This is a genomic window from Micromonospora sp. WMMD737 (genome assembly GCF_049179055.1).
In the GTDB taxonomy this organism is placed as follows: domain Bacteria; phylum Actinomycetota; class Actinomycetes; order Mycobacteriales; family Micromonosporaceae; genus Micromonospora; species Micromonospora reichwaldensis.
Window position 1 is genome coordinate 3,438,031 of the sequence record NZ_JBMHMH010000001.1, and the last position, 24,588, is coordinate 3,462,618.

Here is a 24,588-nt window from a genome sequence, read left to right on the forward strand (position 1 = left end):
GGCGGCGCATGCAGGTCAGGTGCGCAGGGCGGTGAGCGTGGAGGCCGCTACGGCGCGCACTCGGGCGGGCAGGTCGCCGCGCAGGACCGTCCCGGGACGCAGCGGTGCGGCGGTGACAGTCAGGTAGAGATTCGCGTCATAGGCGCAGATGGTGAAGCCACTGGCCCGGTCTGCGTAGGCGTAGGCGGCGGACCCAAGGCCGATGACGTCCGTGCTCGGGCCATCAGGCTGCTGGGCCTGGCGCAGGCCCTCATACATGAGTTTTCCGGAGCCGGGTGCCCCGATGTCGGCGCGTGTAGTCACCACGATGCCGTCGGGTAGGCGGCCCACCGTGGCAGTGCAGGCTGTGCTGACGGTGCTGCCGGCCGAGCGGGAGTCGTTCTGTTGGGTTCCTACCGGACCGACGATCTCGGCGATCGGCGTGAGGGCCACTTTCGAGCACAGCGCGTCTACCGGGTGATACGGCACTCCGGTCGACGCGCCTGCTTTGGGCGTCGTTGCCTCAGTCGTCCTCGTAGTGCCAACGGTGTCGGAGGCGGTGGTCGCCGTGGTCGTGCCCGAAGCGTCTCGATCTCCGGATTTTTCAGTACAGCCCATTGCCGCCAACACCAGGGCGACAAGAAAGGCCATCGCCGCCGCTGTGCGACGCCGCACAAAGAACGGGTACGCCTTGCGGCGGTCACGGTATTGATTAAGGGCAGACAAGGCGGGCAGGCTCACAGGATCCACCTATTCCTGGGGATGTAGGGTAGTTGCCCACGCTAATCAACCGGGCATGTTTTGACGCAGACCCGCTCCCCAGTCATCGGGACCGCACCGTTAACGCAGCAAATTCAGCACAGCCCCGAGCTAAATGTCCACAGTTTCAGCTACCCCTAGCCACATTTACTGCCCTGCTGCGACACGCTCGCACAACACCTGAGCAGGGAAGGAGCGCTCACCAGCCGCACGATCGAAGGATGCACCTTTCGAGTGCGATTCGTCCTGCTCGGAAACCGGGCGCCACGGCGCAACCCTGCTCGACTCCGAGGACGACTCCAGGTTTGGAAGGATCCGGAGGTCGGCCTAACGATCGCCGTTGAACACCGAGCCGATGGCGGGATGACTTACTTCCGCAAGCTTGACCAGCTCGCGTTGCTGACCGGACGCCAGCGTCTTCTCATAACGAACAGACGCGCGAGCATGTAGACCACGCACCGATGGCAGCCTGTGATGCTTGAGCGACAACTCCTTTGAGGCAGCTCGGCGACGGCACCATCACCCACCGGTCGGCCCCGGCACAGGTGGCCCTGCCAGGCTGACCACTAGCGATGAACGACCGGGGCCGCCGGTCCGCGCCGCTGCTGCCTCGGCTACGGCGCGGACCGACGGCCCCGCACCATCGGCCGGTGGCGCGCAGTGGGGTAGAGGAGAGAAACTGCACCTCGGCACCGAACGCGGTCTCTCACGCGACGCCACCGCGCGCCGCAACCGAGCCGCGGAGGAAACAGGTGTCCGCTCGCCGGTAGGCAGGTTGATCAGACCGGGCGCGGGTACGGGCACCGGCGGTGGCCAGGGCCGGCTATCGGATGATCAAAGGGACCTGTGCCTCTCGCCGCCACGATCAGAGATCGATGGCGACGGCTCCCCGCATCGGCGAAGGCGTGGGGCGGTCGGCGTAGGGGTCCGGCTCGCCGAGTTCGGGGCGCCATTCGTTGAGCGGCACCAGGCCCGGTTCGATCAGCGTTAGATCGCCGAAGAGAGCGGTGAGTTGTGCGTTGGTGCGCAGGGTGATCTCGGTGGCGGCGCGGGCGCGGAAGACGGCCTTGCCCTCGGACACGGTCGTGTTGTCATAGCGATCGGCCACGACGGCGCTGATGTGGGACATGACCATCGCGCTACCGGGGGCAAGCCGCTCGCGGATCGGGGTGACGACGGCATCGATACGATCGTCGGGGACCTGCTGCAGCACGGAGCAGTACAGCACTGCCGTCGGCTGATCGAGGTCGATAACGCTGGCGAGATCGCCGTCGGCGAGCGCGTCGAGGATCAGATCGGGGCGGGTGAAATCGCCCTCGATGGCACGGCAGGTGGGGTTGTCCCTAAGGATCTGGTTGGAGACGACGACCGCGACGGGATCAATATCCAGGTACAGCACGCGGATGCTGGGATCGATCGCTTGCGCGATCTCGTGCACGTTGCCCTGTGTGGGGATACCGGAACCGAGATCGAGGAACTGCTTGATGCCGTCCTCGGCGAGGGTGCGGACCGCCCGCTGCATGAAGAGCCGGTTGGAGCGTGCGATGTCCGCCGAGTCGGGTATGGCTTGCAGGAGCCGCCGCGCGGCTTCGCGGTCGGCTTCAAAGTTCTGCTTGCCACCGAGAAGGTAGTCGTATATCCGAGCGACGGTCGCACGGCCTTGGTCGTGGCTCGATGTACTCGTCGGCGGGCTGCTCATCACTGTCTCCCGTCGGAGGTCCAGTCACTTGTGGATCTCGCAGCCTACGGGATAGCTGCTACTTCGACGGCCCCGCTTGTCTGCCCCTAGCGGTGTGGTTACCCGCCGATGGCGGATCGATGTTATCGATCTTCAGGTAGGGAAGCTACTGCTCCCCGCATCAGTGACGGCGCCGCGGCCATGTCGTAGACGTCCGGGTCGCCGAGTTCGGCGCGCCAAGGCCCTGCGTCCCGATCACCACCAGATGCCAGTACATGCTTAGCGCAATCTGTAGCCGCTGGCAGGGCAGGCTGCGTAGCGTCGAGGCATGGAGGTGTTGCTGCGCGGCGGACCAGGCGACGGCCAGGTGGTGCCTGCCGTCGGGCCGAGCACCTTGTGGCGTGCGTGTTTGTACGAGGCAACGCCGGAGCGGGCCGAGCGGCAGGGCCGCGAGCTGCGGATCTATCGGCACCAGCCCGACTGCTGCGAGGCGCACGGCCGGGGGCTGAGGACCGCTGCGAATAGGCCGACTCCCCCCCCCCCCCCCCCCCCCCCCCGTAGCCTCCTCGACACCTGCTCGAACATGCGTACGATCTCATCGTGGATGTGGTGGCTCGACGGTGGTGGAATGGCCTGTGGGGGCGCCTCGCGCGTCGCGACGTATGGCTCGTTCAGCAGACCCGCCGGAAGGTCGTCGCCCGCGCCGGTGACGGCGAAACTGGAAGAGTGCTGAGCTTCGATTTCGACTCCCCCGGGGAGCCCAAGAGATGATTGACCGTCTCCTGCGCGCGCCCTCGCCCGGATCATGGCGAGAGCAGTCCCGTCAACAGTCGGATCGTCATCGTTCAGGGGCGAACCGACTCAGTGACGGGCGCCACCTTGAAGCGGGTGTGTCGGCACCTTGTGCAGAAACCACCTCGGTGATTCGTCGGCACCATGCCCCTCGATCGTCGACGAGGCACCCGCTGACTTCCGCCTCCATGCGACCTCTTGGGCCGACATCCTGAGCTTGGATACCGTCAGCCGGCTACAGGGTCGAGGCGCTGATGCTGGCGAGGCTGTGAATTGCTCGGTGGGCGTTATCGGCGCTCACCAGGGTCGAACGGCCGGTGCCCGGAACTGCCAAGGTCACGTAGTGGCAGCTGGTGCACCATGTGCCTTCGCGCCACACACTGAACGCTCGCGCCGTCCTCACACTCGACTGCCGCGTGCGTAGCCAGCGAGCAGCCGCGACGACTGATAGCAAGGCGGCTGCCACGATAAAGACCGCCACCATGAACAGCGCCGCCGAGGTGTCTTGCGTAGAGATCGCCGGCGCGGCCAGCAGCCCGTAAAGAGTAAAGAGGGACAGCGCCGCGCAGCCTGCTGCCGCTGCGGCTAGCCATGAGGCGGAGCGCTGCCGTACCGGAGGACGCAGTTGCGTCGCCAGCAGGCTCGACGACACGGTGACGCTGCGGCTGCGAGCGGCAAGCATGCCCCCGACCATGGTCATGGTGGACGTGCGCGCCATGCGTGCCCCTGTGGCGTGCACCGCAGGTAGGGTGCGCGCTGCATCCCGAGCTCCGCAGCGGAGGCAAGGCGACCCGATCGACATGCCTGGAGTGTGCCATGCACCTACGACACTTTGGCGCGGCGTTCGCACTGGGCGCCGTTCGACCAGGAGGGAGCGTAGCCGACTTCGTCTGCTCTAGCGGGACACGATGATCGGATACCCCCAGGTGGCCCTTTGGGCGCTACACTCTGACCTTTCGATCACTACTGCTCGTAGTTTCGGGAGGCTGTGGTGCTCTGGGCTCGTGCGCGTCTACGGCGGCGTCTGCGCAGAGCGAAGATGCCGCCGCCGCCTGAGCCTTACACGGTGGATGCCTGGTGCGAGGCCATCGGACGTCAACGAGGTCGGCCCGTACGCATCCGCGACGAGCCATTCGAGTTCGAAGCGGAGGTCCCCTCCGGGGTACTTGTTCCGCTGGACCGCGCCGATTACATCCTTGTCGACGCGAGCCTACCGACGCTTGCGCGGGCACAAACCGTCCTGCACGAGGTCGCACATCTGGTGCTTGGCCATGACGGCGACGCTATGCACTCCACCATCGACCCCGCCCTGGAGGCCGAAGCGGAGCTCGCCGCTGACCTTCTGTACCAGCAGATGACGCGTGCCGCTGCCAAGTCCGGCCGCCGTCGAGGCGACTCGCTGGCACGGGTGCCGTCTTGGCGGCCCTCGGCGTGGTGGGCGGACCGCCGCGCGGATTGGCGTGTCAACCAGTTGTGGATCAAGCTGCGTGCCGGTATGCCTGACGCGACGATCGTCAGTACGACCACGGGCGTGCAGGTTCCGGTGGAGGTCGGCGGTAGCCGTCACCGCCACCGTCGAGTCATCGAGGTCCATGACGCGCTTCGGCTGCTGCGTCCGTGGTGCAGTAGGCAGGTGCATGCCAGCGCGCGACGGCGGGCGCACCGATACCGACTGGACCCCGCACTCGTCGAAGCGGTCGCGGACGCCGCCATGCTCGCCGTGGCGTTGCGACGGCGCCAAGCTGCGTTGCCTGTCGTCGAGGACCCGCTCGACACGACACCGTCTGTCGATGTGTTCGATGTGCGTGGGGAGACCCGGCGTCTCGCTCGCATTTCGTGCGCGTGGCTCGATTCGCCCGTTGTGGCCGCCGAGGTTGCTCGCTGGGTGCCGGTGGTCGCGTCTGCCAGCGCGCGCAGTGATCTACTTCGTCCGTCTCTTGCGCAGATGCTGCCCGTGTCACCGTTGCCCGAGGGCATCGTCCGGCGCGACCGGTCATCCGAAGCGGTGCAGGCGCAGAACTCTCGCCCGTCCGGGTAGAGCCTGTGGTTGCCAAAGCTGCGCGTGGTTTCTGAGCTGGCTGGGGAACATCTCGCCGCCGAACAGTGAGCCGCTGCCCAGCGCACAGCCGAGAATGGCCAACTCTTCTCGCTCGTTCTCGTTGGCGATTCCCGGTGCGATGACTGCGAGGTCAAGATCGATGGAGAGGTCGACCGCCGCCCGGGTCACGGAGCGGGCCGGGCGCCAGCCCGCGTCCAATGCATAAGCCGGGTGCAGGCGTAGGTAGCTCCAGGTGACGGCGTTAAGGGCCTCGATGCTGCCCTCGATGCTGCCGTAGTTGCCTAGCAGGAGCCGTATCCCGTAGTGCCGAAGCTGCTCAACGATGTCGCGGTCACGCAGTGCGTGTGGTTCCGCTACCTCCAAGACCAGTGATGACGCGGCAACGCCGGAGCCGCTCAGCATTTCGCGCAGAGATTCAGTGAACTTGGGCGTCAGTGCACGTGCCGGTACCGGCACGATCAACGCAGCCCGAGGCAGGGCCTCGCGCCAGGTGGTCGCCGCCGACAACGAGCGTGCGATCACCTTGCGCGCGAGGTCCTGCAAGCCGTTCTCGTCGTCGATGAGTTGGTAGATGTCCTCGTCGGCGGCGAACACGTCGTGCCTGGAGTAGAGGAAACGCGGCATCGACTGCACCATCACGATGTGACCGGTGTTGAGGTCCACGACTGGCTCGCACGAAATCGCCATCCGTGCGTCCAACAACTCTCGGGTCAGTGAGGCGGCAGGCACGGGGGCGGCTTGGTAGGCGACTAGCCGGTCCTGGCCTGCGCGGATCGCTCGCCACATCACCCGCTCCGCGGCATCGAGCAGATGGTGCGCCTGAGTCGGCGGGCCCGAGGTCATCCCGGCGCTTGCCCGCACGCTCAACCCGCCCTGTTCGTTTACGACCGGTCGACGGAGCAGGGCCACCGCCCAGCATGCCCGCTGATAGGCGGTGTCCTTCGACAAGTTCCACATGACCAGTGCGAACTCCGCGTCGCCGACGCGACCGACGGCGGACGCCGAGTCGCGGGCCGCGTAAGACAGTCGACCCGCGAGTTCGTTCAGCAGAGCCAGGGCGCGTTCCCTGCCGATCGCGTCAGCCAGGAACTGGTAATTTTCTAGGCGAACGACAACCACGTGGCACGCCGCGGTCGCAATTGCCGCCACGCAAGACAGCAACGCCGCCCGATTCGGCAGGCGGGTGTCGGGGTCCTGGGTAGCTGCCAACTCGTGCCGACGCGCATCCTGCGCTAGCAGCCCATAGGCGTGGACGCTGTCCAAGCTCGTCGACAGGTTCGCCGCGAAAGCCTGCAACGTTGACCGCTCGCGCACCGACAACACGTCACGCCGGCCCGTCAGGTACAGCCGCACCACGCCCTGCGAACCGGTCGCGTCGCGGCTGATCTCATGCCGCACCACCGCTCGATCGTCGGCCAAATCCGGGGCTTCGGCCGCAGGGCCGTCGTAGACCACACCTGCCTCCCCCGTCTCGCTGTCGGCGCGCACCAGCCGCTCACCGCCAGAAACCTCGATGTCCGCTGCCCGAACTCCGAACAATCCGACCGCTCCGGCTGCGGCGGTGTGCAGGACAGTGTCGAGGTCACGGGCCGAGAGCGCGTCGGTCAACGCTGCTAGGTGCTCCCATGCGCGCCGCTCCTCACGGATGCGCAGCCGGTACGTCACGGCAAGGTGCAGAACGAGCATCGCCGCAGGCAGGGCTATCAACGCCCGCTTGTCGACGCCGATGACGACCGCGAACACGCCGGCGGTGACGATCTCACCGACCGCGACTATCAGACGGGTTCGCCACAGGTTTCGCATCACTAGCGCAAAAGGCCTACTGGTCGCCAACATCACTGCGGTGCCCGTGATCAGCTCCTGGATGGCAAACACCGCGACCGCTGCCACTAGGAGCCCTGCCCCAAGCTGAAGGAGCCCGTTCGCGTCCGTCTCGGCCTCGGCGAATCCTGGACGCACACCGAAGAGGTATATGACCAGCGCTGCCGCCGTAGCAGCAACGATGTCCATGCCGGTGTTGTGGACCGCCTTGTGCAGACCTGATGCCCGGGGGTACCGCGTCACGATCCGCGCTACCACCACGCCGACCGCCGCACACAAGATCACCCACGGCACTGGTAGCGCTGCGGCACACACCAGCGACGCTGTTGGCGTCAAAGTAATTCGGATCGGCATTCTTTGCGGCAGTGGTGCCGAACACATCGCACCCACCGCCATCAACGCCGCCCCCATGATCGGATAAATCAAATAGTAAGACGACGGTCGCCCCGCGCGGGTCACCGCCCACGCGAGGCACGCGACTGCCATAATGACAACCATGCATGTCAATGTGACCAGCGCCCATTTTCCACGCTGGTTCGGCATCAATCAGACCCCCGTGATCATGAACCCAGCCCTCATGCGAGTCGTCCACAGTAGCAGTCCACTCCGAACCCTTCAGCCCCACTCAACGCCCTTGCGCATGGCGACACCTCCCAACTTGTATCGAGATCAGCGGGAACTTAAGTGATCAGATGGTCCTTAATCAACATCAAGCCGTCTTTTTGGTCACTACTCGCGCACTGCGGCACCCGCCGCTGGCGAATGAGGGGGAGCGTGAAGTAGCGGATTTCGCCAGGTCGTTTCGGCACCGACGGGCACCATGCGCGACACAGCGGCCGTCTCCGCCAAGTGGGTGCGCCTCGCCGCTATCGGACGGGGGCGTCTCGGTAACGGTGTTTCCGGCGATCTTGGTTAGTAGGTTTCAGCGGTGGGGAAGCGGTCGCTGAAGGTGATGGCGAAGGCGTTCAACGCGGGTTTCCAGCGCATCGTCCATCGGGTCCTGCCTGTTCCGGTGGGGTCCAGGGACCGGGTCACGAGGTACAGACACTTCAACGCGGCCTGCTCGTTGGGGAAGTGGCCGCGGGCCTTCACGGCCCGCCGGTAGCGGGCGTTGAGCGACTCGATCGCGTTGGTGGAGCAGATGACGGTGCGGATCTCGAGGTCGTAGTCGAGGAACGGGATGAACTCTGCCCAGGCGTTGTCCCACAGGCGGATCACCGCCGGATACCGGCTGCGCCACTTGTCGGCCAGGTCGTCGAACGCGGCCCTGGCCGCCTGCGCGTTGACGGCGGTGTAGATCGGTTTGATGTCCCGCTTGATCTCGTCCCAGTATTTGCGGGACGTGAGCCGGAACGTGTTGCGGATCAGGTGGATCACGCAGGTCTGCACCACCGTCTGGGGCCACACGTTCGTGACCACCTCGGGCAGGCCCTTCAACCCGTCGCAGACGAGGAAGAACACGTCCTTGACACCTCGGTTGCGCAGGTCGGTCAGCACACTCATCCAGAACTTCGCACCCTCACCACCCGAGCCGGCCCACAGCCCGAGGATGTCCTTGTCGCCGTCGAGGGTGACGCCGATCGCCGCGTAGAACGGCCGGTTCATGACCTGCCCGTCGCGAACCTTCACCACGATCGCGTCGATGAACACCGCCGCGTAGATCTCATCCAGGGGCCGGTGCGACCAGTCGACCATCTCCTCGATCACCTTGTCGGTGATCCGCGAGATCGTCTCCTTCGACACCGAAGCCCCGTAGATCTCGGCGAAATGCGCCGAGATCTCCCCGGTCGTGAGGCCCTTGGCATACAGCGACAACACGACCTCGTCGACCCCGGACAGGCGCCGCTGCCGCTTGCGGACGATCTGCGGCTCGAACGTTCCAGCCCGGTCCCGCGGCACGTCGATCTGCACCGGGCCGTTGGCGTCGGTCAGGACCGTCTTCGACCGGGTCCCGTTGCGGATGTTGCCTGAACCGGCGCTGGCCTGGTCGTGTTTTTCGTAGCCGAGGTGATCGGTCATCTCCTCGTTCAGCGCAGTCTCCAGGACCGTCTTGGTCAACTGCTTGAGCAGCCCGTCCGGGCCAGTCAACGACAACCCTTGTTCCTTCGCGGCCCGGACTAGCTCGGCGGCAGCCTTCGCCTCCGCCGACGGCTCAGGCCGCTTCCTACGTCCGGTCTGGTCGTTCAGTGTCGCGGTCATCACGGCACCCTCCTCACCAGGCACAACGCCCGATGGGTCAGGCCGGAAACACCGTTAGATCCACACTCCCCTATCGGACTGGCGGATAGGAGCCAATGGGCGTTAGGCATCGGCGTTGATGGCGTGTCGGTGCTTGTTGGTGACGCAGTGGCGGCGCATGCGGTCGAGTTCGTGTTGCATCCGAGGCCCGTCAGGGTGGCCGGGTCGCTGAGCTTTGTGGTTGGCGAGGGTGTCTGCGAGCAATTGCCGTGCGGTAAAGCAGTCGCCGCTGTCGAACAGCAGTAGTGCGTGGGTGGCGTAAGCCGCGATGGTGGGAAGCGCCCGAGGGCCCAGCATGTGGTGAAGGTGGGTGGCGAGCTCGGCGTACAGGTCGGCGGCTTGGGAGGTGTAACCGGCGTGGCGGTGGGCGGAGGCGAGGACTTTCAGCGCGTGGCACGTGGCCGGCTGACGCTTACCAAGGAGGTTGCGCAGGGAACGGTGGCCGTAGGCGGCCCAGGTGATAGCGGTAGAAGCATGGTGGGTGGTGAGGAGAAGTTGCGCGTAAAGGACGGCGGCGGTGGCGGTCGTCTCGTCACTTGCGGTGGCGCCGGCACGGCGGGGATCGACCTGAAGGAGGCCGGTCTCCAGTAGTCCGAGTGCGTCAGTCACGTCGCCGGCGTCCATTCGCTGGCGGGCGAGGTCGAGCCGCTGGCGTGTGGTCAGGTCGGGTCGGTATAGCCGTCGTGGTGCGGGATGCCAGGTGATGTACAGGTCGGTGGGCGTCGCGCCGACGGTGATGCGGCGGATGATGCCGGGTGCGTAGAGGGCGGCGTCGTGGGTCCGACCGCGGGGAACGAGGTGGGGGACGCGTTGCAGCATGGCCTCGGCGATCAGAGTGCTGAGCTGCGCGGCGGGCAGCGGTCGGCGTGGGCAGGCCGAGCGGCAGGTGTAGCACGGCTCTTGCTCAGGCAGATCGACGAGCACCATCGGATGCGCGCACAGTCGGCAGACGACCAACCCTGGCGGCAGTGACACCGTTTCGATCCCGGTAGCGCTGGCCACCCACCGCCATACGGTGGCTGCCGGGATCCGGTGGATCTGCGCCGCCAGTGTGGCGGCTCGGTAGAGGCCGGCGCTCTCGCCGCTGCCAAGGACGTCGGCTACCACGTCCGCGACGAAGGCGGGGGTCCACGCGGTCGGGCGCCGGGTCATGTTCTGGGGCATCAAGGGCCCTCGGATCGTGGCGGACGGCTCGGGCTTCGGCGGTCAGGCAGGAGAGAGGCTGCGGGATGTACCGGTCGGGCTTCCCTGCTCAGCGGCCAGAGTTTCGGTCCGTCGGGTAGGGCCAGCGGCAGGGCGGCGTGGTAGCCCTGCCTGCGCAGCAGGTCGCGGACCGCCTCGGTGGTGACCACGGTGTAGACCGGCCATCCGGAGCCGTCAACAACGGCGAGCTGCCGTCGTAGTAGCTCGCTGACGAGGCCCTGCCGGCGGTAGGCGGGGTGCACGGCCAACCATGACAGCCAGTGATGCGGCGCCCAGGACCGGTAGCCGTCGACGACCGAGGTCAGCTGCCTAAATCGGCGGGCCGCGGTGCCGGCGAAGGTGGCCAGGTGATAATCGCCGAGCGGCCAGGCAGAGGCGTCCGGGTCGTGGAGGCGCCACACCGCGACCGCCGACAGGTTCACCGTCACGTCGACGGTCCCGGTCTCGACGGCATGGTCGACGTCAACGGCAAGCAGGCGGTGTAGGACGGTGACGCGCTGCGTCGAGTCGGGCAGCAGCCACCGCACGACGGGGTCGGCGTCCAGGGCACCGGCCAGCAGTACCGTGATGGCCGCGACATCGCGGGGCGTAGCCCTGCGCATCGCGGTGTTCAGGGCGGGGCTGGTCACGGCAGCGGAGTCGGGGTGTCCGCGAGCCGGGCCCTTGATGAGGGACTCCCGCTGCGCTGATTTGGGTTGCGACTCATCGGGCGCATGGCTATGCCGGTGCTCGTCTGCACGGTCGCCTGAGTGGTGTGGTAGCCGACTTGGGCGAAGAGGTGCTGCCCGGCTGGGAGGGTGACAGTCCACGACGGTAGTTCGAGACGGTCGGCCCGGGTGGTCAGGTGGGCTAGCAGCGCTCGGCCCCGGCCCGCCTTCTGGGTTGTGGGTCGTACAGCGAGGCACGCGAGGTGGTAGTAGGCGTGAGTCGGATGCTTGCTGGCGAGGATGTCGTCCAAGGTGAGAAAGCGCTCCGCGTGCGGGCCGGCGGCGGCAAAGAGGCGGGTGGTGTATTTGGGTGGTGGGGGAATTGGCCCTAGCCGGTGGAAGCAGACCGCGGCGGCGGCAAGGTCGGTGGTGACATAGACGTCACCGAAGAAGAGGGCGTGTTCGACCCAGACTTTGGTGACGTCGGTCAGGACTCGTCCGCGCTGTTCCTCGTCGGGCACCAGCCATTCGGCGAGACGAGTGGGCTGAAGGGCCTCGGCGATCACCGCGGCGACGCGATCCTGCTCCGTCCACCGGGCGGCCCGGACGTCATGCCTCACCTCGTACTCCGCAGTGGTGCCGCGGTGGTGTCGGTGCCGGCACGGCCTCGCTCCAGCAGCAGGATGTGGGAGAACAGCCCTGGCCGGCGCCCGCCGTCGAGCCGCTCCTGAGCGGCGAGCAGTTCGCCGGTGGCCGGGTCGATCACCAACGTCGAGGTGGATCCTGCGGCGACGACGCAGAAGAGCAGTCCGGATCGGCCGGCGAGGTCACTCGTCGCGCCCCGGTACGTGATTCCGGGGACCGTCGCCAGGACGCGCAGGATTGTCGCGCGTTGCTGCTGGTCGAGGTACTGGCTGGTGGCTAGGCCGACGACGCCGCCGGCCAGCAGCCTCGGGTAGGCGGGCTCGTTGATCAGCTCGGGCGGCGCCAACTGTTTGGCCAGCTCGCCTGGGTCGGCAGTGGCAGTGCCGTCGCTTTGGCACGCGGTGAGCGCCGCGAGGACGAGGCTGCCGCCGAGTAGTGCGCCCAGGAGGCGGCGTGCCGGTATGGCTAGGTAAGTCATGGTTCACGCGCTCCTAGGTGCGCTCGCGGGCGTGGATGACCCGGCGTTCGTAGCTGCCCAGGAGTACGCGGGGGTCGGCCATGAGGCTGGCGAATCGGTCCGCGTCCGCGTGCCTGATGCCGATCAGATTGGGATACAGGTGGGTGACGATGTCGGCGAGCAGCCCACATCCGGGGCCGCCTCCGGTCCAGGTCTCGGTGCCGGTGTGGATGCAGTGCTGCACCAGGCCGTGCTGCAGGAGCAGGGCTTCGGGTGCGGCGGTCCAGGTTCCGCTGTACGAGCCGGTGACGGCGCGTTGAACCTGGTGCATGACGGTGGAGATCAGGGTGAGGGATTCATCGTCGGGGCTGCGGTAGACCCGGGGCGCGTTCGGTGTGATGTCGGCGAGGACGAGCCAGCCACCCGGACGCAGCCGGGCGATCATCTGCTCGACCACGTCGGCGGGATCGCGCAGGGTGCCGTGCGGCCAGCGGGCAACGACGTGGTCGTAGCTGTCGGCCTGGCCGGGCAGGAGGTCGCGGTTCGGGTCGCGCTGCTGGACGTCGATGACGGGGGTGCCGGTCAGGTGGTTGGTGTCGGTGTCGACGGCGGTGACGGCGCCGTAGCGGCCGACGAGCTGTGCCAGGCGGGCGGTGATCTCGCCGGTACCGGCGCCGATCTCCAGTACCCGCTGGTTGGTCCTGATGTCGAGTCGGTCCAGGACGTTGTGGATGCTCGGGTTGAGCAGGTGATGTATCGACCCGGGGTGGGCCGGCAGTGTGGTTGTCATGGTGTTCCCTTCGGTGTCGGCGTGGTGGGTGATGCCGGCGGCATCAGGTGCTCAGGTGGTCTTCGCCGGGACGTGCCGGTCCAGCGCGGCAGCGAGGGTGGGACTTCTTTCCGGTCATGGTTGGAAGGCCGCGGTGGCGGTGGGTATGTGGGAGTGCCAGCGCAGGTCAACGGCGTGTGGTGCGCGGACGAGGACCTCATCGACCATGCGGACGAGGTACTGGCGCATGTCCGCCCGGGTGGCCTGGTGCCACCGGTAGTAGGTGATGAGGGGTCGTTCGGTGGCGGTACGCCGGTCGTGGGCAGCGGCGTGCCCGACGACGAGAGCTTCTAGGTATTCGGCGTCGTAGAGGGTGAAGCAGAAGCAGACGTAGAAACGGCGTCGTGGGGTGGCGTCGTAGGGCTGGAGTGCCTGCCAGCAGGTGACACAGGTGGTCAGGTCGGTGAGCAGCCACAGGTTGGTGTCGTCGTCGGTCACGACGCCACCAGCGTGTGGTTGGTGGTGGGTGGGGTGGTTGGCGACGGTGTCCGGGCCAGCGTCGCCAACCACCCGCCGCCGTCCGCTACGGGTTGTGCTGTGCGGGCGGCGGTGTCCACCCGGCGCGGCCGGGCCGTCGCGCCGGGTGGACGGCGGCGAGGCACGGGGGTGGCCTCGCCGGTTCGGTGATGATCGTGGGTCGCGGTCATGACGGGGTCGGTGTGGTGGTCGGGACGGTGAGTAGGTCGCGCAGCTTGGTGGGGTACTCGCGGATGTCGGCCGTGGCGAGTTGGCGAATGATGCGGGCCCGGTCCAGGACGGTGATGTCGTGCGCGACCTGGCAGGCCAGGGCGAGGTTCTGCTCGGCGAGCAGGACCGCGGTGCCTTCGGCGGCGAGCCCGGTGATGATCGTCGCGAGTTGGCCGACGACGGCGGGAGCGAGTCCTTCGGACGGCTCGTCGAGCAGCAGCACGTCGGGAGCGGCGATGAGCGCGCGGGCCAGGGCGAGCATCTGTTGCTCGCCGCCGGAGAGCTGGTGGGGTTGGTGATGGCGTCGTTGCGCGAGCGCGGGGAACAGGTCGAGCACCTGGCGGACGTCGATGGTCCTGGGGCGGTTGGGGTGCGGTCGGGGTAGCGCGAGGTGTTCGTCGACGGTGAGTCCGGCGAACAGGCGGCGTCCTTGCGGGACCATGCCGAGACCGGCGCGGACGCGGGCGCGGGTGCCGTACCCGGTCAGGGGCTGGCCGTGCAGGAGGAGTTCGGTGCCAGGGTCGGCGGGGTGTAGGCCGGCGATGGTGTTGATCAGGGTGGTCTTGCCGGCGCCGTTGCGGCCGACGACTGCGGTCACCCGCCCGGCCCGCACGTCGAGGGTGATGTCGGTGAGCACCGGCGCCCCGGTGTAGCGGGCGCTCAGGCTGCGTACGCGCAGGACCGAGGTCCCTACCGCCGCAGCAGTGGCCGCGGCCGGGGCAGGGCCGGTGGGAGCGTCGGCGCCAAGGTAGGCCCGGCGTACGTCGGGGTGTTCGCGGATCATGGTGGGGGTGCCCGTGGCGATGTGCTGGCCATGGTGCAGCACGGTGACGGCGTCGGCGACCGCCGAAACGAAGTCGAGGTTGTGGTCGACCAGCAACACGGCGATGTCACCTGGCAGCGCGCGAATCAGCTCAGCGAGGCGGGTGATCTCGTCGGTAGCCAGGCCGGCGGAGGGTTCGTCGAGCAGCAGCAGCCGGGGCCCGGCGGCGAGCGCGACGGCGATCTCCAGGCGGCGTTGGTCGCCGTAGGCGAGCTGTCCGGCGGGCCGGTCAGCGTGCGCGGTAAGGCCGACCTGCGCCAGCGCCGTGTGAGCGGCCATCACGGCGCGCGGCTGCGGGCGCAGCGCGGCGAGGCGCTGTCCGGGGACGGCAAGCAGCACGTTCTGCACGGCGGTGAGTGGGCGGGCGAGGGCGGGGTGTTGCCAGGTGCGGGCGATGCCGGCGCGGGCCCGACGGTGGGCAGGCCAGCGGCTGATGTCGTGGCCGGCGTAGTGGATGCGGCCCGTAGTGGGGCGCAGGGTGCCGGCGACGAGATGCAGCAGCGTGGACTTGCCGGCGCCGTTGGGACCGATGAGCGCGTGCCGGGCCCCGGCCCGCAGGTCGACGCTGACCTCGTCGACAGCGCGGCGGGCCCCGTAGGAGCGGCTGACAGCATCCAGACGCAGCAGTGGAATGCTCATGTCCGCCTCCCGGGGAGTCGGGTGGTGAGGCCGGTGAGACGGTGCCGGGGCAGGTAGGCCAGGAGTAGGAATGCCAGGCCGAGAAGGGTGGGGCCGTGGCCGCCGAGCAGGCCGCCGACCCAGTCGCGGGCGGCGACGAGGAGGATCGCGGCGGCGCAGGCGCCGGTCATGCTGCCGGAGCCGATGAGCGCGGCGGCCAGGGCGAGGGCGGAGATGCCCATGGCCGCGTCGGCGGGTGAGACGTACCGGGTGACCGCGATCAGTAGGGCTCCGGCGGCGCCGGCGATCCCACCGGCGAGGGTGTAGGCGGCTAGGAGGAGTCGGCTGGTGTGGTGCCCTGCCGCCTGTAGGCGGGGTTCGTGGGCGGCGATGCCGCGCAGCAGCAGCGCGAAGCGGGTCCGGACGAGGATGGCGACGACGACGCCGATAAGTAGGGTGCCGGCGAGCACGTACAGGTACACCCAGCCGGGCCGCACCATTCCGGTCAGGCCGGGCAGCGCGATGACGGGTGGGATGTGGACGCCTTCGCTGCCGCCGGGGGCCCACTGGCTCGCGACGGCGTGGATGAGCTCGCCGAGACCGAAGGTGACCATGAGGAAGGTGGTGCCCCGGGCCCGCACGGCGAGGCACCCGGTGACGGCGGCAATGAGTGCCCCAGCCGCGGCAGCCGCGAGCAGGTGGACCGGGCCGAGGCTGGTCAGCGTCGCGATGCTCGCGGCGGTGTAGGCGCCGACGGTCAGGTAGGCGGCCTGTCCCAACGGCGCGAGCCCGGCGAGCCCGGCCAGGAGTTGGGTACTCATCGCGAGCACGGCCATGACCAGGGCGGTGGCGGCAAGGGAGATCAAGTAGGCGTTGACCAGCCACGGCAGCCCCACCGCCGCCGCCAGGCCCAGGGCCCCGATCGCCGGCATGGCCCAGGACGGCAAACCAAATGGCCGGCGGGTCGAGGTGCCAGGGGGCGCGGGGGCAGGGATGGAGGTGAGGGTGGTGGTCATGCGGGCCGTCCCGGCAGTGCGGTGCGCTGGCGGATGGTGAGTGCGGCGAGCATCGCGGCGGCGAGGATGAACGCGGCAGCCCCAGGGACGAGGGCGACGCCGAGGGTGAGGATCTGCCCGACGCCGAGGGCGGCGAGCAGTGCGCCGCGGATGCTGCCGAGTCCGCCGACGACGCAGACGATCAGCGAGTAGACCAGGATGGTGGTGTCCACCCCCGGCGAGGGGCCGATGACCGGCGCGCCGAGAACCCCGGCGGTCACGGCAAGGACTCCCCCACCCACCAACACCCCGGTCCGGACGGCGCTCGTGCGCAGGCCGGTGGCGGCGGCCATGCCCGCATCGGCGACCACCGCCCGCACGACCGCTCCGACGCGGGACCGCTCGACGATCCAGAACAGCGCCGCCACCACCGCGAGGCCGACCGCGATGAACAGCAGCCGGTAGATCGGATACTGGAAAGCGCCGAGGCTCAGCGAGCCGGCGACCGCCCGGGGCGGGTCGACCGAGCGCGGTTCGGCGCCGAAGATCGTGCTGAACTGGTCGGCGGCGATGTGGGCGATGCCGAGGGTCGCCAGTACCTGATCGAGGGGCCGATCGGTCAGCGGGCGCACCGCCACGGCGAGACCCGCTCCCCCGAGGGTGCCGAGCAGGACGGCGGCGGCGAGGGCGAGGGCGAGCCCGGTCCAGCCGCCGTCGGCGAGGTGCCAGGCGAGGTAGGCACCGGCGAGGTAGAGGGTGCCGTGAGCCATGGAGAAGACTCCGGCCACGCCGAAGATCAACGTCAGGCCGGCTGAGATGGTGAACAGCAGCAACCCGTACGCGACACCATCCAACGCGGTGATCGTGTAGGCGTTGACGAGCCCGCTCAAGCCCACGGCACTCCCCCTTCCTCTCGTGGTTTCGCCGGTCAGGCCCGCGTGGTGCGGTAGCCGACGGTGGTGTGCATGAGGTAGCCCGACAGCACCAGCTCCGGGTCCATCAGCACCTCCCGCAGCTCGGTCAGGTCCTCGCGGGTCATGCCGGCGTCGAGCAACTCGGCCTCGCGCTGGATGGAGTTGGAGCGGTGCAGCAGGCAGATGCCGGTGCCGCCGCGCCACGACCGGGACTCAATGTGGCTGGCGACGTCGTGCAGGCCGGCGCGCAGCATCGCCTCCGGTGCGCGTTTGGCCCAGCCCATGTCTGCCCCACGCGACTCGCCGAAGGCGAGCAGAGCGGTCTGGAACTGTTCGAGCAGTTCGGTGGCACGAGGGCTGGGGCTGCGGCGGATCATGTCCCGCCAGGTGCAGTCCCAGTCGGCCACCACGAGCGCCCCACCCGGAGCGAGGGCTTCGGCGAGGTGGGCGAGGACCTGCTCCCGTTCGGGTAGGTGCATCAGCACCAGCCGTGCCACGACTGCCTGCTGCGAGCCCTCCAGCTTGAGGTGCCGGATGTCTCCAGCCCGCACGGTGATGTTGGGGCCGGTGGGGATGTGGCGGGGATCGAGGTCCACGGCGGTGACGTGCCCGCCCGGGGCGACCTGGTCGGACAACCAGGCGGTCAGCGTGCCCGCCCCGGCGCCGACGTCGGTGACCTTCCAGCCCGACGCCAAACCGGCCTCGACCAGGATCCGGCGGGTACCGGCGTCGAGGATCTCCCCGAGGTGGCGAAGCTGATTCTTGGCTTCGTCGGTGGCGTTGTCGAACATGTACCCGGCGGCCTGCTGGCCCGCGGTCGTCGTCATCGTGTCTGTCCTTCCGAATCAGGAGCCGAGGGTGGTGAGCGTCTGCACGGTGCGGTTGACCCACACCTGCCCGTCCTGGGCGACCTCGCGCAGGTAGTACGCCTGCACAGGGGTGTGGTTCGTCGGCCCGAACTGCCAGGCACCCCGGGGTGAGTCGATCGACCCGACCCGCGACAGCGCCGCCAGCAGCGACCGCGAGGTCAACTCACCGCCCGCCTCGTCGGCTGCGGTGGACGGGGCGGCGGAGCTGGCCGCCACAGGGCTACCGGAAACCGGTGACGTCGTGGCGGCGGGAGTGGCCGCCGGGGCGTCCGGGCGGGCGAGCGCTTCGGCGATGGCCTTGTCCAGCACGAAGGCCGCATCCCAGGAACAGACGTGGAAAAGGTTCGGCAGCTTGCCGTCGTTGGCCGCCATGTAGCGGCGCACGAAGTCCCGGTTGGCCGCGTTGTCCAGCGTCGTCGAGTAGTTCAGCGCGGTGTAGACGCCCTTGGCCTGCTGCCCCAGAGCCGCGAGCGGAGCGCCCTCGGTCAGGAATCCCGAGGCGTACAGCGGCACATCGACGCCGTACTGCCGGTACTGCTTGACGAACTCGATCGCGGACGCGCCGGCGTAGAACGTGTAGACCGCCGCCGCCCCAGAGTTCTTGATCTTCGTCAGGTACGGGGAGAACTCGGTCGTCGGCGCCGGCGCCCACGGCGTCCACGTCGGCTCACCGCCCGGGTTGGCCAGCTTCCCGCCCGCCTTACGGAACGCGTCGACGAACCCGCCGATCTGGTCGCGTCCGCCGATGTAGTCGGGGCCGATCACCCACACCCGGCCGTCGCCGACCTTCTGCCGCAGGTAGCCGGCGATCGACGCACCGGTCTCCTGACTCAGCCACGACGTCGACCACAGATACGTCGGATCGGCGACCGTGGAGGGCCGACCACCGGTGCCGATCAGCGGCACCCCGGACTCCTTCAACAACGGATACAAGGTCTGCACCGTGTCCGCGGTGCCGCCGCCGACCAGGGCGAGGACCTTGTCCTGCTCGATGAGCTTGCGCGCCGACGCGAGTGCGGTGGCTTTACCGTCGCCCTCGTCGGCCTCGATCACCTTGACCGGTCGGCCGCCGAGTTTGCGGCCCAGCTTGTCCAGGGCCAGCCGCCACCCGGCCGCCTGATCGTCGCCGATCGCCTTGTACGGGCCGGACTTCGGCACGATCAGGCCGATGCGGATCTCGCCACCGGCGGTGTCCGAGCCGCCGAGGCTCGACCCGGAGCATCCGGAGACGGCGATGAGCACGGCAGCGATGGCGGCGGCCAAAGCCAGGCGCCACCGAGATCGGCGGGCGGTGTTTTGAGGGATCACGGGAGTCGGAGTCCTTTCGTGCGAGTGCGCTGATCAGCAAGGAAGGGGCGTGGAAGACGGGTCATGGGTGGCGGGTACGGCGGTGGTGAGGTGGTGGTGAGGTGGTGCAGGACGGCCAACACGGAGGCGGGCTCAGTGGCGTCACAGGTCAGGACTGGCACCTGCGCGGTGACCCGCAGGGCCTCGCGGATCTCGCGGCGGTTACGCGAGCCACCGAGGGGCCGGTTGATCGCCACCAGGTACGGCAGACGACGGGCGTCGAGGTAATCCAGCGCCGGAAACGAGGCCGCCAGGCGAGTGGAGTCGACCAGCACCACAGCCCCGAAGACGCCTGTGGCGAGCTGGTCCCACATCCACCACCAGCGCCGCTGCCCGGGGGTGGTACGCAAGGCGACGGTGACGCCGGTGGGCAGGGTGGCGGAGCCGGCCTCCCACACGCTGCCCGGTTGGCCAGCCAGCACCGCGTGGCCGTGGCTCGCGGCCCGCAGGAAGCAGGTCTTGCCCGTCCCCGGGCCGCCGGTCACCAGAACCGTGACCGTCGAGGCATGACCGTCAATCACGCTCGGGTCCAAGCCCATGCTCGTCGCCACCGGCACCTGGGTCAGCCCGCCACGCGTGGTCCCGGTCTTGCCTGCTCGCCGATGCGTGCCGCGAGCGCCGCCAGCTGGTAGGCGACGAGCGACGGGTCGCAGTCGACGCGGGCCAGCGCGGCCAGCGACGTGCCGTCGGGCACCTGCTGCACGACGAGGATCCCGTCGGCCATCATCAGCAGTTGGAACTGCACACCCCCGGTCAGCAGTAGATCGGTGGCACCGCGGGCCAGACTGACCAGACCGGACACGATCGCGGCGAGCTGGTCGCCCCGGTCAATCTCCAGGCCGGAGGTGCTGGCCAGCAGCAGCCCATCCGCAGACACCGCGACGACGTGCGCCACGGCCGGCATCTGCTGCGCCAACCCGTCCAGCACAGTCGATAGCTGCGGATTACGGGGTGTGGCGGTAGTGGTGGGGGCCATCAGTGATCTCCTGTCGCGAGGGGAGGGGTGACAGACGCGGCCCGCAGGCCACGTAGCGTTCCGGCGACCTGTGCTCTGATCGCCGCAGGATCGATCGGTGCGGAAGGCTCGGCGCGGGTGCGCTGCGTCGGCAGCCCACCGGGCACCACGTGTGCGTGGGGGCGGCGTCGAGGAAGACCGGACGCGGTACGCCCATCCGTGGCCGGCTCGGCAGTGGACGCCGCCGCCTGCCAGCCCGCATCGGCTGCGGTGCGAAACCCGCCTGCGTCGTCGGTCTGCGGCCACAACCACGGTGAGCGCGCCACGACCTCACGGAACACCGGAGTGTCAGCCGGACGGGAGTCGCCAGCCGGCAACAGCAGCGGTGCCCGATCGCGGCGCACCTGCGGCAATTCCATGGTCGCGTCCGGCGGTGGCGCCGGCACCGCCGTGGACGGCCGGGTCGGACCGGCCCAGCCGTCGCCAGTCCGGGGCACCGCCGGGGCGACAGGCTGTACCGGGGCAACCGGTTGGGGTGCTGGCGCGAGTTCGGGACGGGCTCGTCGCTGGACCTGGCTGGGCACCATAATCTCGCGCACATGAACTCGGGTGACGTACTCGGCCGGCACGGTCACCTCGGCCGTGATACCAGTCGGTCTGGTCATGTTCAGGCGCACGCGGACCCCGAACTCGCGGGCGAGGCGCGAGATCACGACCAGGCCCATCTGGTCGGTGACCGTGACTTCCACCTCCGGGCTCGCCAGCAACGCGTTGGCACGCTTCAACTGCTCCGCACCCAGCCCGAGACCGGAGTCGACCACGAGGATCTGCACGTCGCGCCCGGACCATGCTGCCGACACCCGTACCTGATTGGCGGAAAACCGGGTCGCGTTGTCCAGCAGCTCCGCCAGGATGGATTTGACGGCGTTGACAGCGCGAGCGTCGATCTCGACCCCAACCAGCCGCTCGACACTGATCCGGGCGAAACCTTCGGTCTCCGACAAAGCCGCGTTCACCAGGTCGCCCAACTCAACCGGCATCCGCTGCGACTGACCCGGACCGCCACCGGCGACAATCAGCAGGTTCGCCCCAAAGCGGCGCAGGCGAGTCGCCTGCTGATCAGCGGCGAACACCATCCCCAGCCGATCCGGATCTTCCTCATCACGTTCAAGGAGATCAATGCTGCCTAGGAGCTGCTCCGTCAGAGCTTGCACCCGCCGCCCAACCGAGGTGATCATCGCACTGACCAGGGCACGGCCCCGCGCCTGATCTACCGTCGCGTCCACTGCGGAACGCAGCACCAGGTTGAACGCGTCAGCGACCTGTCCCACCTCGTCGCGACCGACGACGGGCACCGCCACCCCACCAGCACCCTCGGCCAACCGCTGCGCCGCCGCCGGATCCGAAGCCGCCCGCAACCGCCGGACCAGACCCGGCAGCTCAACGTCCGCGACCCGCCGCGCGCCCTGTTCCAACAACGACAACTGGCCGACCAGCGACCGCGCCACCCGCACCGCGGTGACCACAGCAACGACCAGCATCACTATCAGCACGGCGGCCTGTAGCGCGGCAGACCGAACCTGCTCCATCCACAGGTCATCAGCGCCAGCCCCGATGTCACCGTTCACCGCCGACTGCACCTGGGCCAGCAGGTCCGCCCGGGTGGTCATCACCCGGCTCCACTGAGCAGCACCGCCCGCCAACCGCACCGGCTCATACACGCCCGTGCCGGACACCGCCCCGTCCAACCGCACGGCGGCCAGCACGTCCGGGCCAGTCAGCGTTCGACCCAGCAGCGCCTGCCACGACGGCCGCGCCAACGCGTCAAACTCACGCAACGCCTCGTCCTGGGCAGAACGCGCGGCCACGATCTCGGCATGCAGCGCCGGGGTCAACCGCCTAGCCGCCAGCGCCTGCAACACCGCCACCTGCTGCTGACCCACCGACTCCCGAGCCCGCGACAACGCCACCGCCGCGCGCATCTCGTCAGCGAGCTGAGGAGTAACGCCGCTCTGCGCCACCGCGGGCAGCAAGTCATCAAGATCAGCGATTACCCCGCGGTAACCGAAGGCCACCGCCGACAACGACACCAGCCCATCGCCTCGCACCCGCTGCCGCTGCGCCCCCACGTCCACCAAGCCGGCGTCCACCCTGGTCAACACCAGTCGCACGGACTCCGGGACGTCATCAAGCCGGTCACGCTGCTCGTGAAACCGCGATACCGCACGATCCGTGTCCTGAACCGCACGCTCGAAAGCGGCTGGAGTAACCGTCGAGCCGGGCAGCAGCAGGCCCACCGCGGCGTTCCGCTCGACCTGAAGCCGCTGCGTCACCTCGCCAGCGGCTCCACCCGCGATGAACATGTCCCCGGCGCGCCGCGTAGCCCCAGCCTCCCGAACAGATGCCCAGAGGCCGAACCCTGTCGAGAGCACCGCGGCCAATACCGTCGGCACGACAATCAGTGCTGCCTTGAGCCGAACAGGAAGGTCCGCCAACGGACGCGTCCTCGCGACGATTCCTCGTCTCGCAGCGCTCTCCAACCCCGTCACCTCTGCCCTGGTTCTGCTGGTGATCAAACTTGCTGCTGAAATTGTTGAATCAGGTGGCCGTCATCGTGGCCGGTTCGCAGGCAGCGCAGCGAAGAGAACCACCGCACCGGCCACACCACCGTCGGGAAGCTCGATACGTAACCATTCCGGCCATCCAGCCGACAGCCAGACTCACCAGAATGGCAATCATCAATAGCAACACGCAGGCACCGCCCGTCTGAATGACCGTCAATACCGATCAGCAGTGGAGCGCCAAGCTGAACCAATCGCCATCCAAAAAGATCATGCCCGCCAGAGGTTGACGCTGGGAATACCTACCTCCGGTCCGACTTCGCGTACCGACTTGCGGTTCGACCAGTGCATGGCCTGCGTAAACAGTGGCGGACCGCCCGCCGGCCCGGTCACCACCAAGGGATTGATGGGGTTACAGTGAGCGCACCCGGTCAGCTCCACTGTCGACCGGGCGTGCGTGGTCCCTGGAGGCTGCCGGTGAATCGCTCTAGTCCGTATGTCCGCCGACGATGGCTCGGACGCGAGATCCGTCGACTGCGTGAGGAGCATGGCGTGACGGGCGAGTCGATCGCCCGCGCGCTGGGATTTCCACGGCAACAGATCAGTGCGTTGGAGAACGGACGTCTCGGCCCTGATATTGATCTCGTCAGCGGAATCTGTGACTACCTCGCGGTAGGTGTGAACCGACGAGCCGCGATCGTGGACGCCGCCGCCGACGGTTGGGCGCGTGGATGGTGGGTGGCGGACGCAGAACGGATGGGAATCCGGCAGGCCACCTATGCCGATCTGGAAAGCGGCACCGAGACAATCACCGAGTACGCCATTTCACTGATCCCCGGCTTACTGCAGACACCAGCGTTCGCCAATGCCCGGCTACGCAGCGAACCCGGCCGTCATGGCGACAGGTTCGACCCTGCCGCCGCAGTCGCCGCCCGCGCTCGCCGCCAGAGCCTGGTGCTCGCCGTCGGCGGGCCGCAATACGCCGCCGTCATCGATGAAAGCGCCATCCGACGGCGCGCCGCTGACCCCGTGGTCGTCGCTGAGCAACTTCGACATGTCGTCGCCGTGTGCACCAACAATCCATCCGTGGTCGTCCAGGTGCTGCCGGCCGACACCTCGATCCGAGGACACAGCGCGCCACGATCGGCGTACTCGATCTACCGCTATCGCGACGCGCACGGCTCACAAGCTGTAGCGGTCGACACCCTGACCCGCGACATGATTCACACCGATCCTGATGAGCTGGACCCCTATGTGAGCCTGCACGGCCGGCTCAAGGCCGCAGCACTGTCTGCCGAATCGAGCATTCGTCTCCTCCGCGCCGCGGCGGAGAGTCTGGCACCCACCAAAGGAGCCTTGGTATGACCACCCAGTTCAATGATCAGGTTGTCTGGCGCAAGTCCAGTCGCAGTGACGACGGCAACTGCGTCGAGGTCGCCAGCACCCTCGGATCGATCCTGGTACGCGACTCGAAGGACAGCGCCGGACCGGTGCTGCGATTCGGTCCCAAGCAGTGGCGCGTTTTCACGCAGGACGTGTGTGGACGCGGCTTCTCGTCTGTGCCCGCGCGGGAGCAGTAGGAGAGCCCCAGCGTTCCATGGCACCGCTCCTGGCACGTGGCGGCCGAGGCCGGCCTTGCGGTCTCGGCGACGCCCACCCAAGCCCGCGCTGACGCTGCGTTACCCTGTCGCCACGATGGCAGCAGTGGGTCG

At 68.4% G+C, this 24,588-nt stretch carries 22 protein-coding genes and 1 pseudogene; 4 read left to right on the forward strand and 19 right to left on the reverse strand.

Annotated elements, in window-relative coordinates:
- Nucleotides 1-15: 15 nt before the first annotated feature.
- Nucleotides 16-720, reverse strand: a complete 705-nt coding sequence (locus ACN27A_RS14670) for a hypothetical protein (protein WP_421453587.1) — start codon at nt 718-720, stop codon at nt 16-18.
- Between the two features lie 883 nt (nt 721-1,603).
- Nucleotides 1,604-2,437 (reverse strand): SAM-dependent methyltransferase, encoded by an 834-nt coding sequence (locus ACN27A_RS14675; protein WP_421453590.1) that lies wholly within the window; start codon nt 2,435-2,437, stop codon nt 1,604-1,606.
- A gap of 307 nt (nt 2,438-2,744) precedes the next feature.
- On the opposite strand from ACN27A_RS14675, the pseudogene ACN27A_RS14680 reads away from it, so the two are divergent.
- Nucleotides 2,745-2,941 (forward strand): annotated as a pseudogene (locus tag ACN27A_RS14680) (hypothetical protein).
- A 502-nt stretch (nt 2,942-3,443) separates the two neighbouring features.
- On the opposite strand, the gene ACN27A_RS14685 reads toward ACN27A_RS14680, so the two are convergent.
- On the reverse strand, nt 3,444-3,926 hold the full coding sequence (locus ACN27A_RS14685; RefSeq protein ID WP_421453592.1) for a hypothetical protein: 483 nt from the start codon (nt 3,924-3,926) through the stop codon (nt 3,444-3,446).
- 348 nt (nt 3,927-4,274) lie between these two features.
- Here ACN27A_RS14685 and ACN27A_RS14690 point away from each other — a divergent pair, with 348 nt between their 5' ends.
- Nucleotides 4,275-5,246: a DUF6545 domain-containing protein gene (locus ACN27A_RS14690; RefSeq protein ID WP_421453595.1), complete on the forward strand. Its 972-nt coding sequence runs from the start codon at nt 4,275-4,277 to the stop codon at nt 5,244-5,246.
- Here the strand turns inward: ACN27A_RS14690 and ACN27A_RS14695 are convergent.
- The 16 genes from ACN27A_RS14695 to ACN27A_RS14770 all read right to left on the reverse strand — a co-directional run bounded on the left by ACN27A_RS14695 (nt 5,202) and on the right by ACN27A_RS14770 (nt 22,855).
- Nucleotides 5,202-7,631, reverse strand: a complete 2,430-nt coding sequence (locus ACN27A_RS14695; protein WP_421453598.1) for an EAL domain-containing protein — start codon at nt 7,629-7,631, stop codon at nt 5,202-5,204. The two genes, ACN27A_RS14690 and ACN27A_RS14695, sit on opposite strands and share 45 nt — an antisense overlap.
- Nucleotides 7,632-8,000: 369 nt before the next feature.
- Complete coding sequence (locus ACN27A_RS14700; RefSeq protein WP_421453601.1) at nt 8,001-9,287, reverse strand: IS256 family transposase; 1,287 nt, start codon at nt 9,285-9,287, stop codon at nt 8,001-8,003.
- Between the two features lie 102 nt (nt 9,288-9,389).
- Entirely contained in the window at nt 9,390-10,490 is a 1,101-nt protein-coding gene (locus tag ACN27A_RS14705; protein ID WP_421453604.1) for a hypothetical protein, read from the reverse strand.
- Nucleotides 10,490-11,158 carry a GNAT family N-acetyltransferase gene (locus ACN27A_RS14710; protein WP_421453607.1) on the reverse strand — a complete coding sequence of 223 codons (669 nt, stop codon included), beginning with the start codon at nt 11,156-11,158 and terminating at the stop codon, nt 10,490-10,492. The genes ACN27A_RS14705 and ACN27A_RS14710 overlap by 1 nt, the downstream gene beginning before the upstream one ends.
- Nucleotides 11,155-11,796, reverse strand: coding sequence for a GNAT family N-acetyltransferase (locus ACN27A_RS14715; RefSeq protein ID WP_421453610.1), 642 nt, complete (start codon nt 11,794-11,796; stop codon nt 11,155-11,157). Before ACN27A_RS14715 ends, ACN27A_RS14710 begins: the two co-directional genes overlap by 4 nt.
- The gene (locus tag ACN27A_RS14720; protein ID WP_421453613.1) at nt 11,793-12,299 is read right to left on the reverse strand and encodes a hypothetical protein; all 507 of its coding nucleotides are present in this window, start codon (nt 12,297-12,299) and stop codon (nt 11,793-11,795) included. The genes ACN27A_RS14715 and ACN27A_RS14720 overlap by 4 nt, the downstream gene beginning before the upstream one ends.
- A 13-nt stretch (nt 12,300-12,312) precedes the next feature.
- On the reverse strand, nt 12,313-13,068 hold the full coding sequence (locus tag ACN27A_RS14725; RefSeq protein WP_421453615.1) for a class I SAM-dependent methyltransferase: 756 nt from the start codon (nt 13,066-13,068) through the stop codon (nt 12,313-12,315).
- 114 nt (nt 13,069-13,182) lie between these two features.
- Nucleotides 13,183-13,545, reverse strand: coding sequence for a hypothetical protein (locus tag ACN27A_RS14730; protein ID WP_421453616.1), 363 nt, complete (start codon nt 13,543-13,545; stop codon nt 13,183-13,185).
- A 205-nt stretch (nt 13,546-13,750) separates the two neighbouring features.
- Nucleotides 13,751-15,256 (reverse strand): ATP-binding cassette domain-containing protein, encoded by a 1,506-nt coding sequence (locus tag ACN27A_RS14735; protein WP_421453619.1) that lies wholly within the window; start codon nt 15,254-15,256, stop codon nt 13,751-13,753.
- The gene (locus tag ACN27A_RS14740; RefSeq protein ID WP_421453621.1) at nt 15,253-16,167 is read right to left on the reverse strand and encodes a branched-chain amino acid ABC transporter permease; all 915 of its coding nucleotides are present in this window, start codon (nt 16,165-16,167) and stop codon (nt 15,253-15,255) included. The genes ACN27A_RS14735 and ACN27A_RS14740 overlap by 4 nt, the downstream gene beginning before the upstream one ends.
- Nucleotides 16,168-16,247: 80 nt before the next feature.
- Nucleotides 16,248-17,126 (reverse strand): branched-chain amino acid ABC transporter permease, encoded by an 879-nt coding sequence (locus ACN27A_RS14745; protein ID WP_421453624.1) that lies wholly within the window; start codon nt 17,124-17,126, stop codon nt 16,248-16,250.
- Between the two features lie 32 nt (nt 17,127-17,158).
- The gene (locus tag ACN27A_RS14750) at nt 17,159-17,971 is read right to left on the reverse strand and encodes a class I SAM-dependent methyltransferase (protein WP_421453627.1); all 813 of its coding nucleotides are present in this window, start codon (nt 17,969-17,971) and stop codon (nt 17,159-17,161) included.
- An 18-nt stretch (nt 17,972-17,989) separates the two neighbouring features.
- The gene (locus tag ACN27A_RS14755) at nt 17,990-19,321 is read right to left on the reverse strand and encodes an ABC transporter substrate-binding protein (protein WP_421453629.1); all 1,332 of its coding nucleotides are present in this window, start codon (nt 19,319-19,321) and stop codon (nt 17,990-17,992) included.
- A complete protein-coding gene (locus ACN27A_RS14760) occupies nt 19,318-19,911 on the reverse strand; it encodes a hypothetical protein (protein WP_421453631.1) in 594 nt (197 codons plus the stop codon). The genes ACN27A_RS14755 and ACN27A_RS14760 overlap by 4 nt, the downstream gene beginning before the upstream one ends.
- An 11-nt stretch (nt 19,912-19,922) precedes the next feature.
- Nucleotides 19,923-20,336: a roadblock/LC7 domain-containing protein gene (locus ACN27A_RS14765; protein ID WP_421453634.1), complete on the reverse strand. Its 414-nt coding sequence runs from the start codon at nt 20,334-20,336 to the stop codon at nt 19,923-19,925.
- On the reverse strand, nt 20,336-22,855 hold the full coding sequence (locus ACN27A_RS14770; protein WP_421458471.1) for a nitrate- and nitrite sensing domain-containing protein: 2,520 nt from the start codon (nt 22,853-22,855) through the stop codon (nt 20,336-20,338). The genes ACN27A_RS14765 and ACN27A_RS14770 overlap by 1 nt, the downstream gene beginning before the upstream one ends.
- 498 nt (nt 22,856-23,353) lie before the next feature.
- On the opposite strand from ACN27A_RS14770, the gene ACN27A_RS14775 reads away from it, so the two are divergent.
- A complete protein-coding gene (locus ACN27A_RS14775) occupies nt 23,354-24,241 on the forward strand; it encodes a helix-turn-helix domain-containing protein (RefSeq protein WP_421453637.1) in 888 nt (295 codons plus the stop codon).
- Nucleotides 24,238-24,456: a DUF397 domain-containing protein gene (locus ACN27A_RS14780; RefSeq protein WP_151454188.1), complete on the forward strand. Its 219-nt coding sequence runs from the start codon at nt 24,238-24,240 to the stop codon at nt 24,454-24,456. Before ACN27A_RS14775 ends, ACN27A_RS14780 begins: the two co-directional genes overlap by 4 nt.
- The last annotated feature ends 132 nt before the right edge of the window (nt 24,457-24,588 follow it).

Bases quoted from the DNA above. Each gene is read 5' to 3' on its own strand.
- ACN27A_RS14740 (WP_421453621.1), bottom strand. From the start codon at position 16,167: ATGCCGGCGATCGGGGCCCTGGGCCTGGCGGCGGCGGTGGGGCTGCCG.
- ACN27A_RS14700 (WP_421453601.1), bottom strand. From the start codon at position 9,287: ATGACCGCGACACTGAACGACCAGACCGGACGTAGGAAGCGGCCTGAG.
- ACN27A_RS14735 (WP_421453619.1), bottom strand. From the start codon at position 15,256: ATGAGCATTCCACTGCTGCGTCTGGATGCTGTCAGCCGCTCCTACGGG.
- ACN27A_RS14720 (WP_421453613.1), bottom strand. From the start codon at position 12,299: ATGACTTACCTAGCCATACCGGCACGCCGCCTCCTGGGCGCACTACTC.
- ACN27A_RS14725 (WP_421453615.1), bottom strand. From the start codon at position 13,068: ATGACAACCACACTGCCGGCCCACCCCGGGTCGATACATCACCTGCTC.
- ACN27A_RS14675 (WP_421453590.1), bottom strand. From the start codon at position 2,437: ATGAGCAGCCCGCCGACGAGTACATCGAGCCACGACCAAGGCCGTGCG.
- ACN27A_RS14780 (WP_151454188.1), top strand. From the start codon at position 24,238: ATGACCACCCAGTTCAATGATCAGGTTGTCTGGCGCAAGTCCAGTCGC.
- ACN27A_RS14695 (WP_421453598.1), bottom strand. From the start codon at position 7,631: ATGCCGAACCAGCGTGGAAAATGGGCGCTGGTCACATTGACATGCATG.
- ACN27A_RS14705 (WP_421453604.1), bottom strand. From the start codon at position 10,490: ATGCCCCAGAACATGACCCGGCGCCCGACCGCGTGGACCCCCGCCTTC.
- ACN27A_RS14685 (WP_421453592.1), bottom strand. From the start codon at position 3,926: ATGGCGCGCACGTCCACCATGACCATGGTCGGGGGCATGCTTGCCGCT.
- ACN27A_RS14750 (WP_421453627.1), bottom strand. From the start codon at position 17,971: ATGACGACGACCGCGGGCCAGCAGGCCGCCGGGTACATGTTCGACAAC.
- ACN27A_RS14765 (WP_421453634.1), bottom strand. From the start codon at position 20,336: ATGGCCCCCACCACTACCGCCACACCCCGTAATCCGCAGCTATCGACT.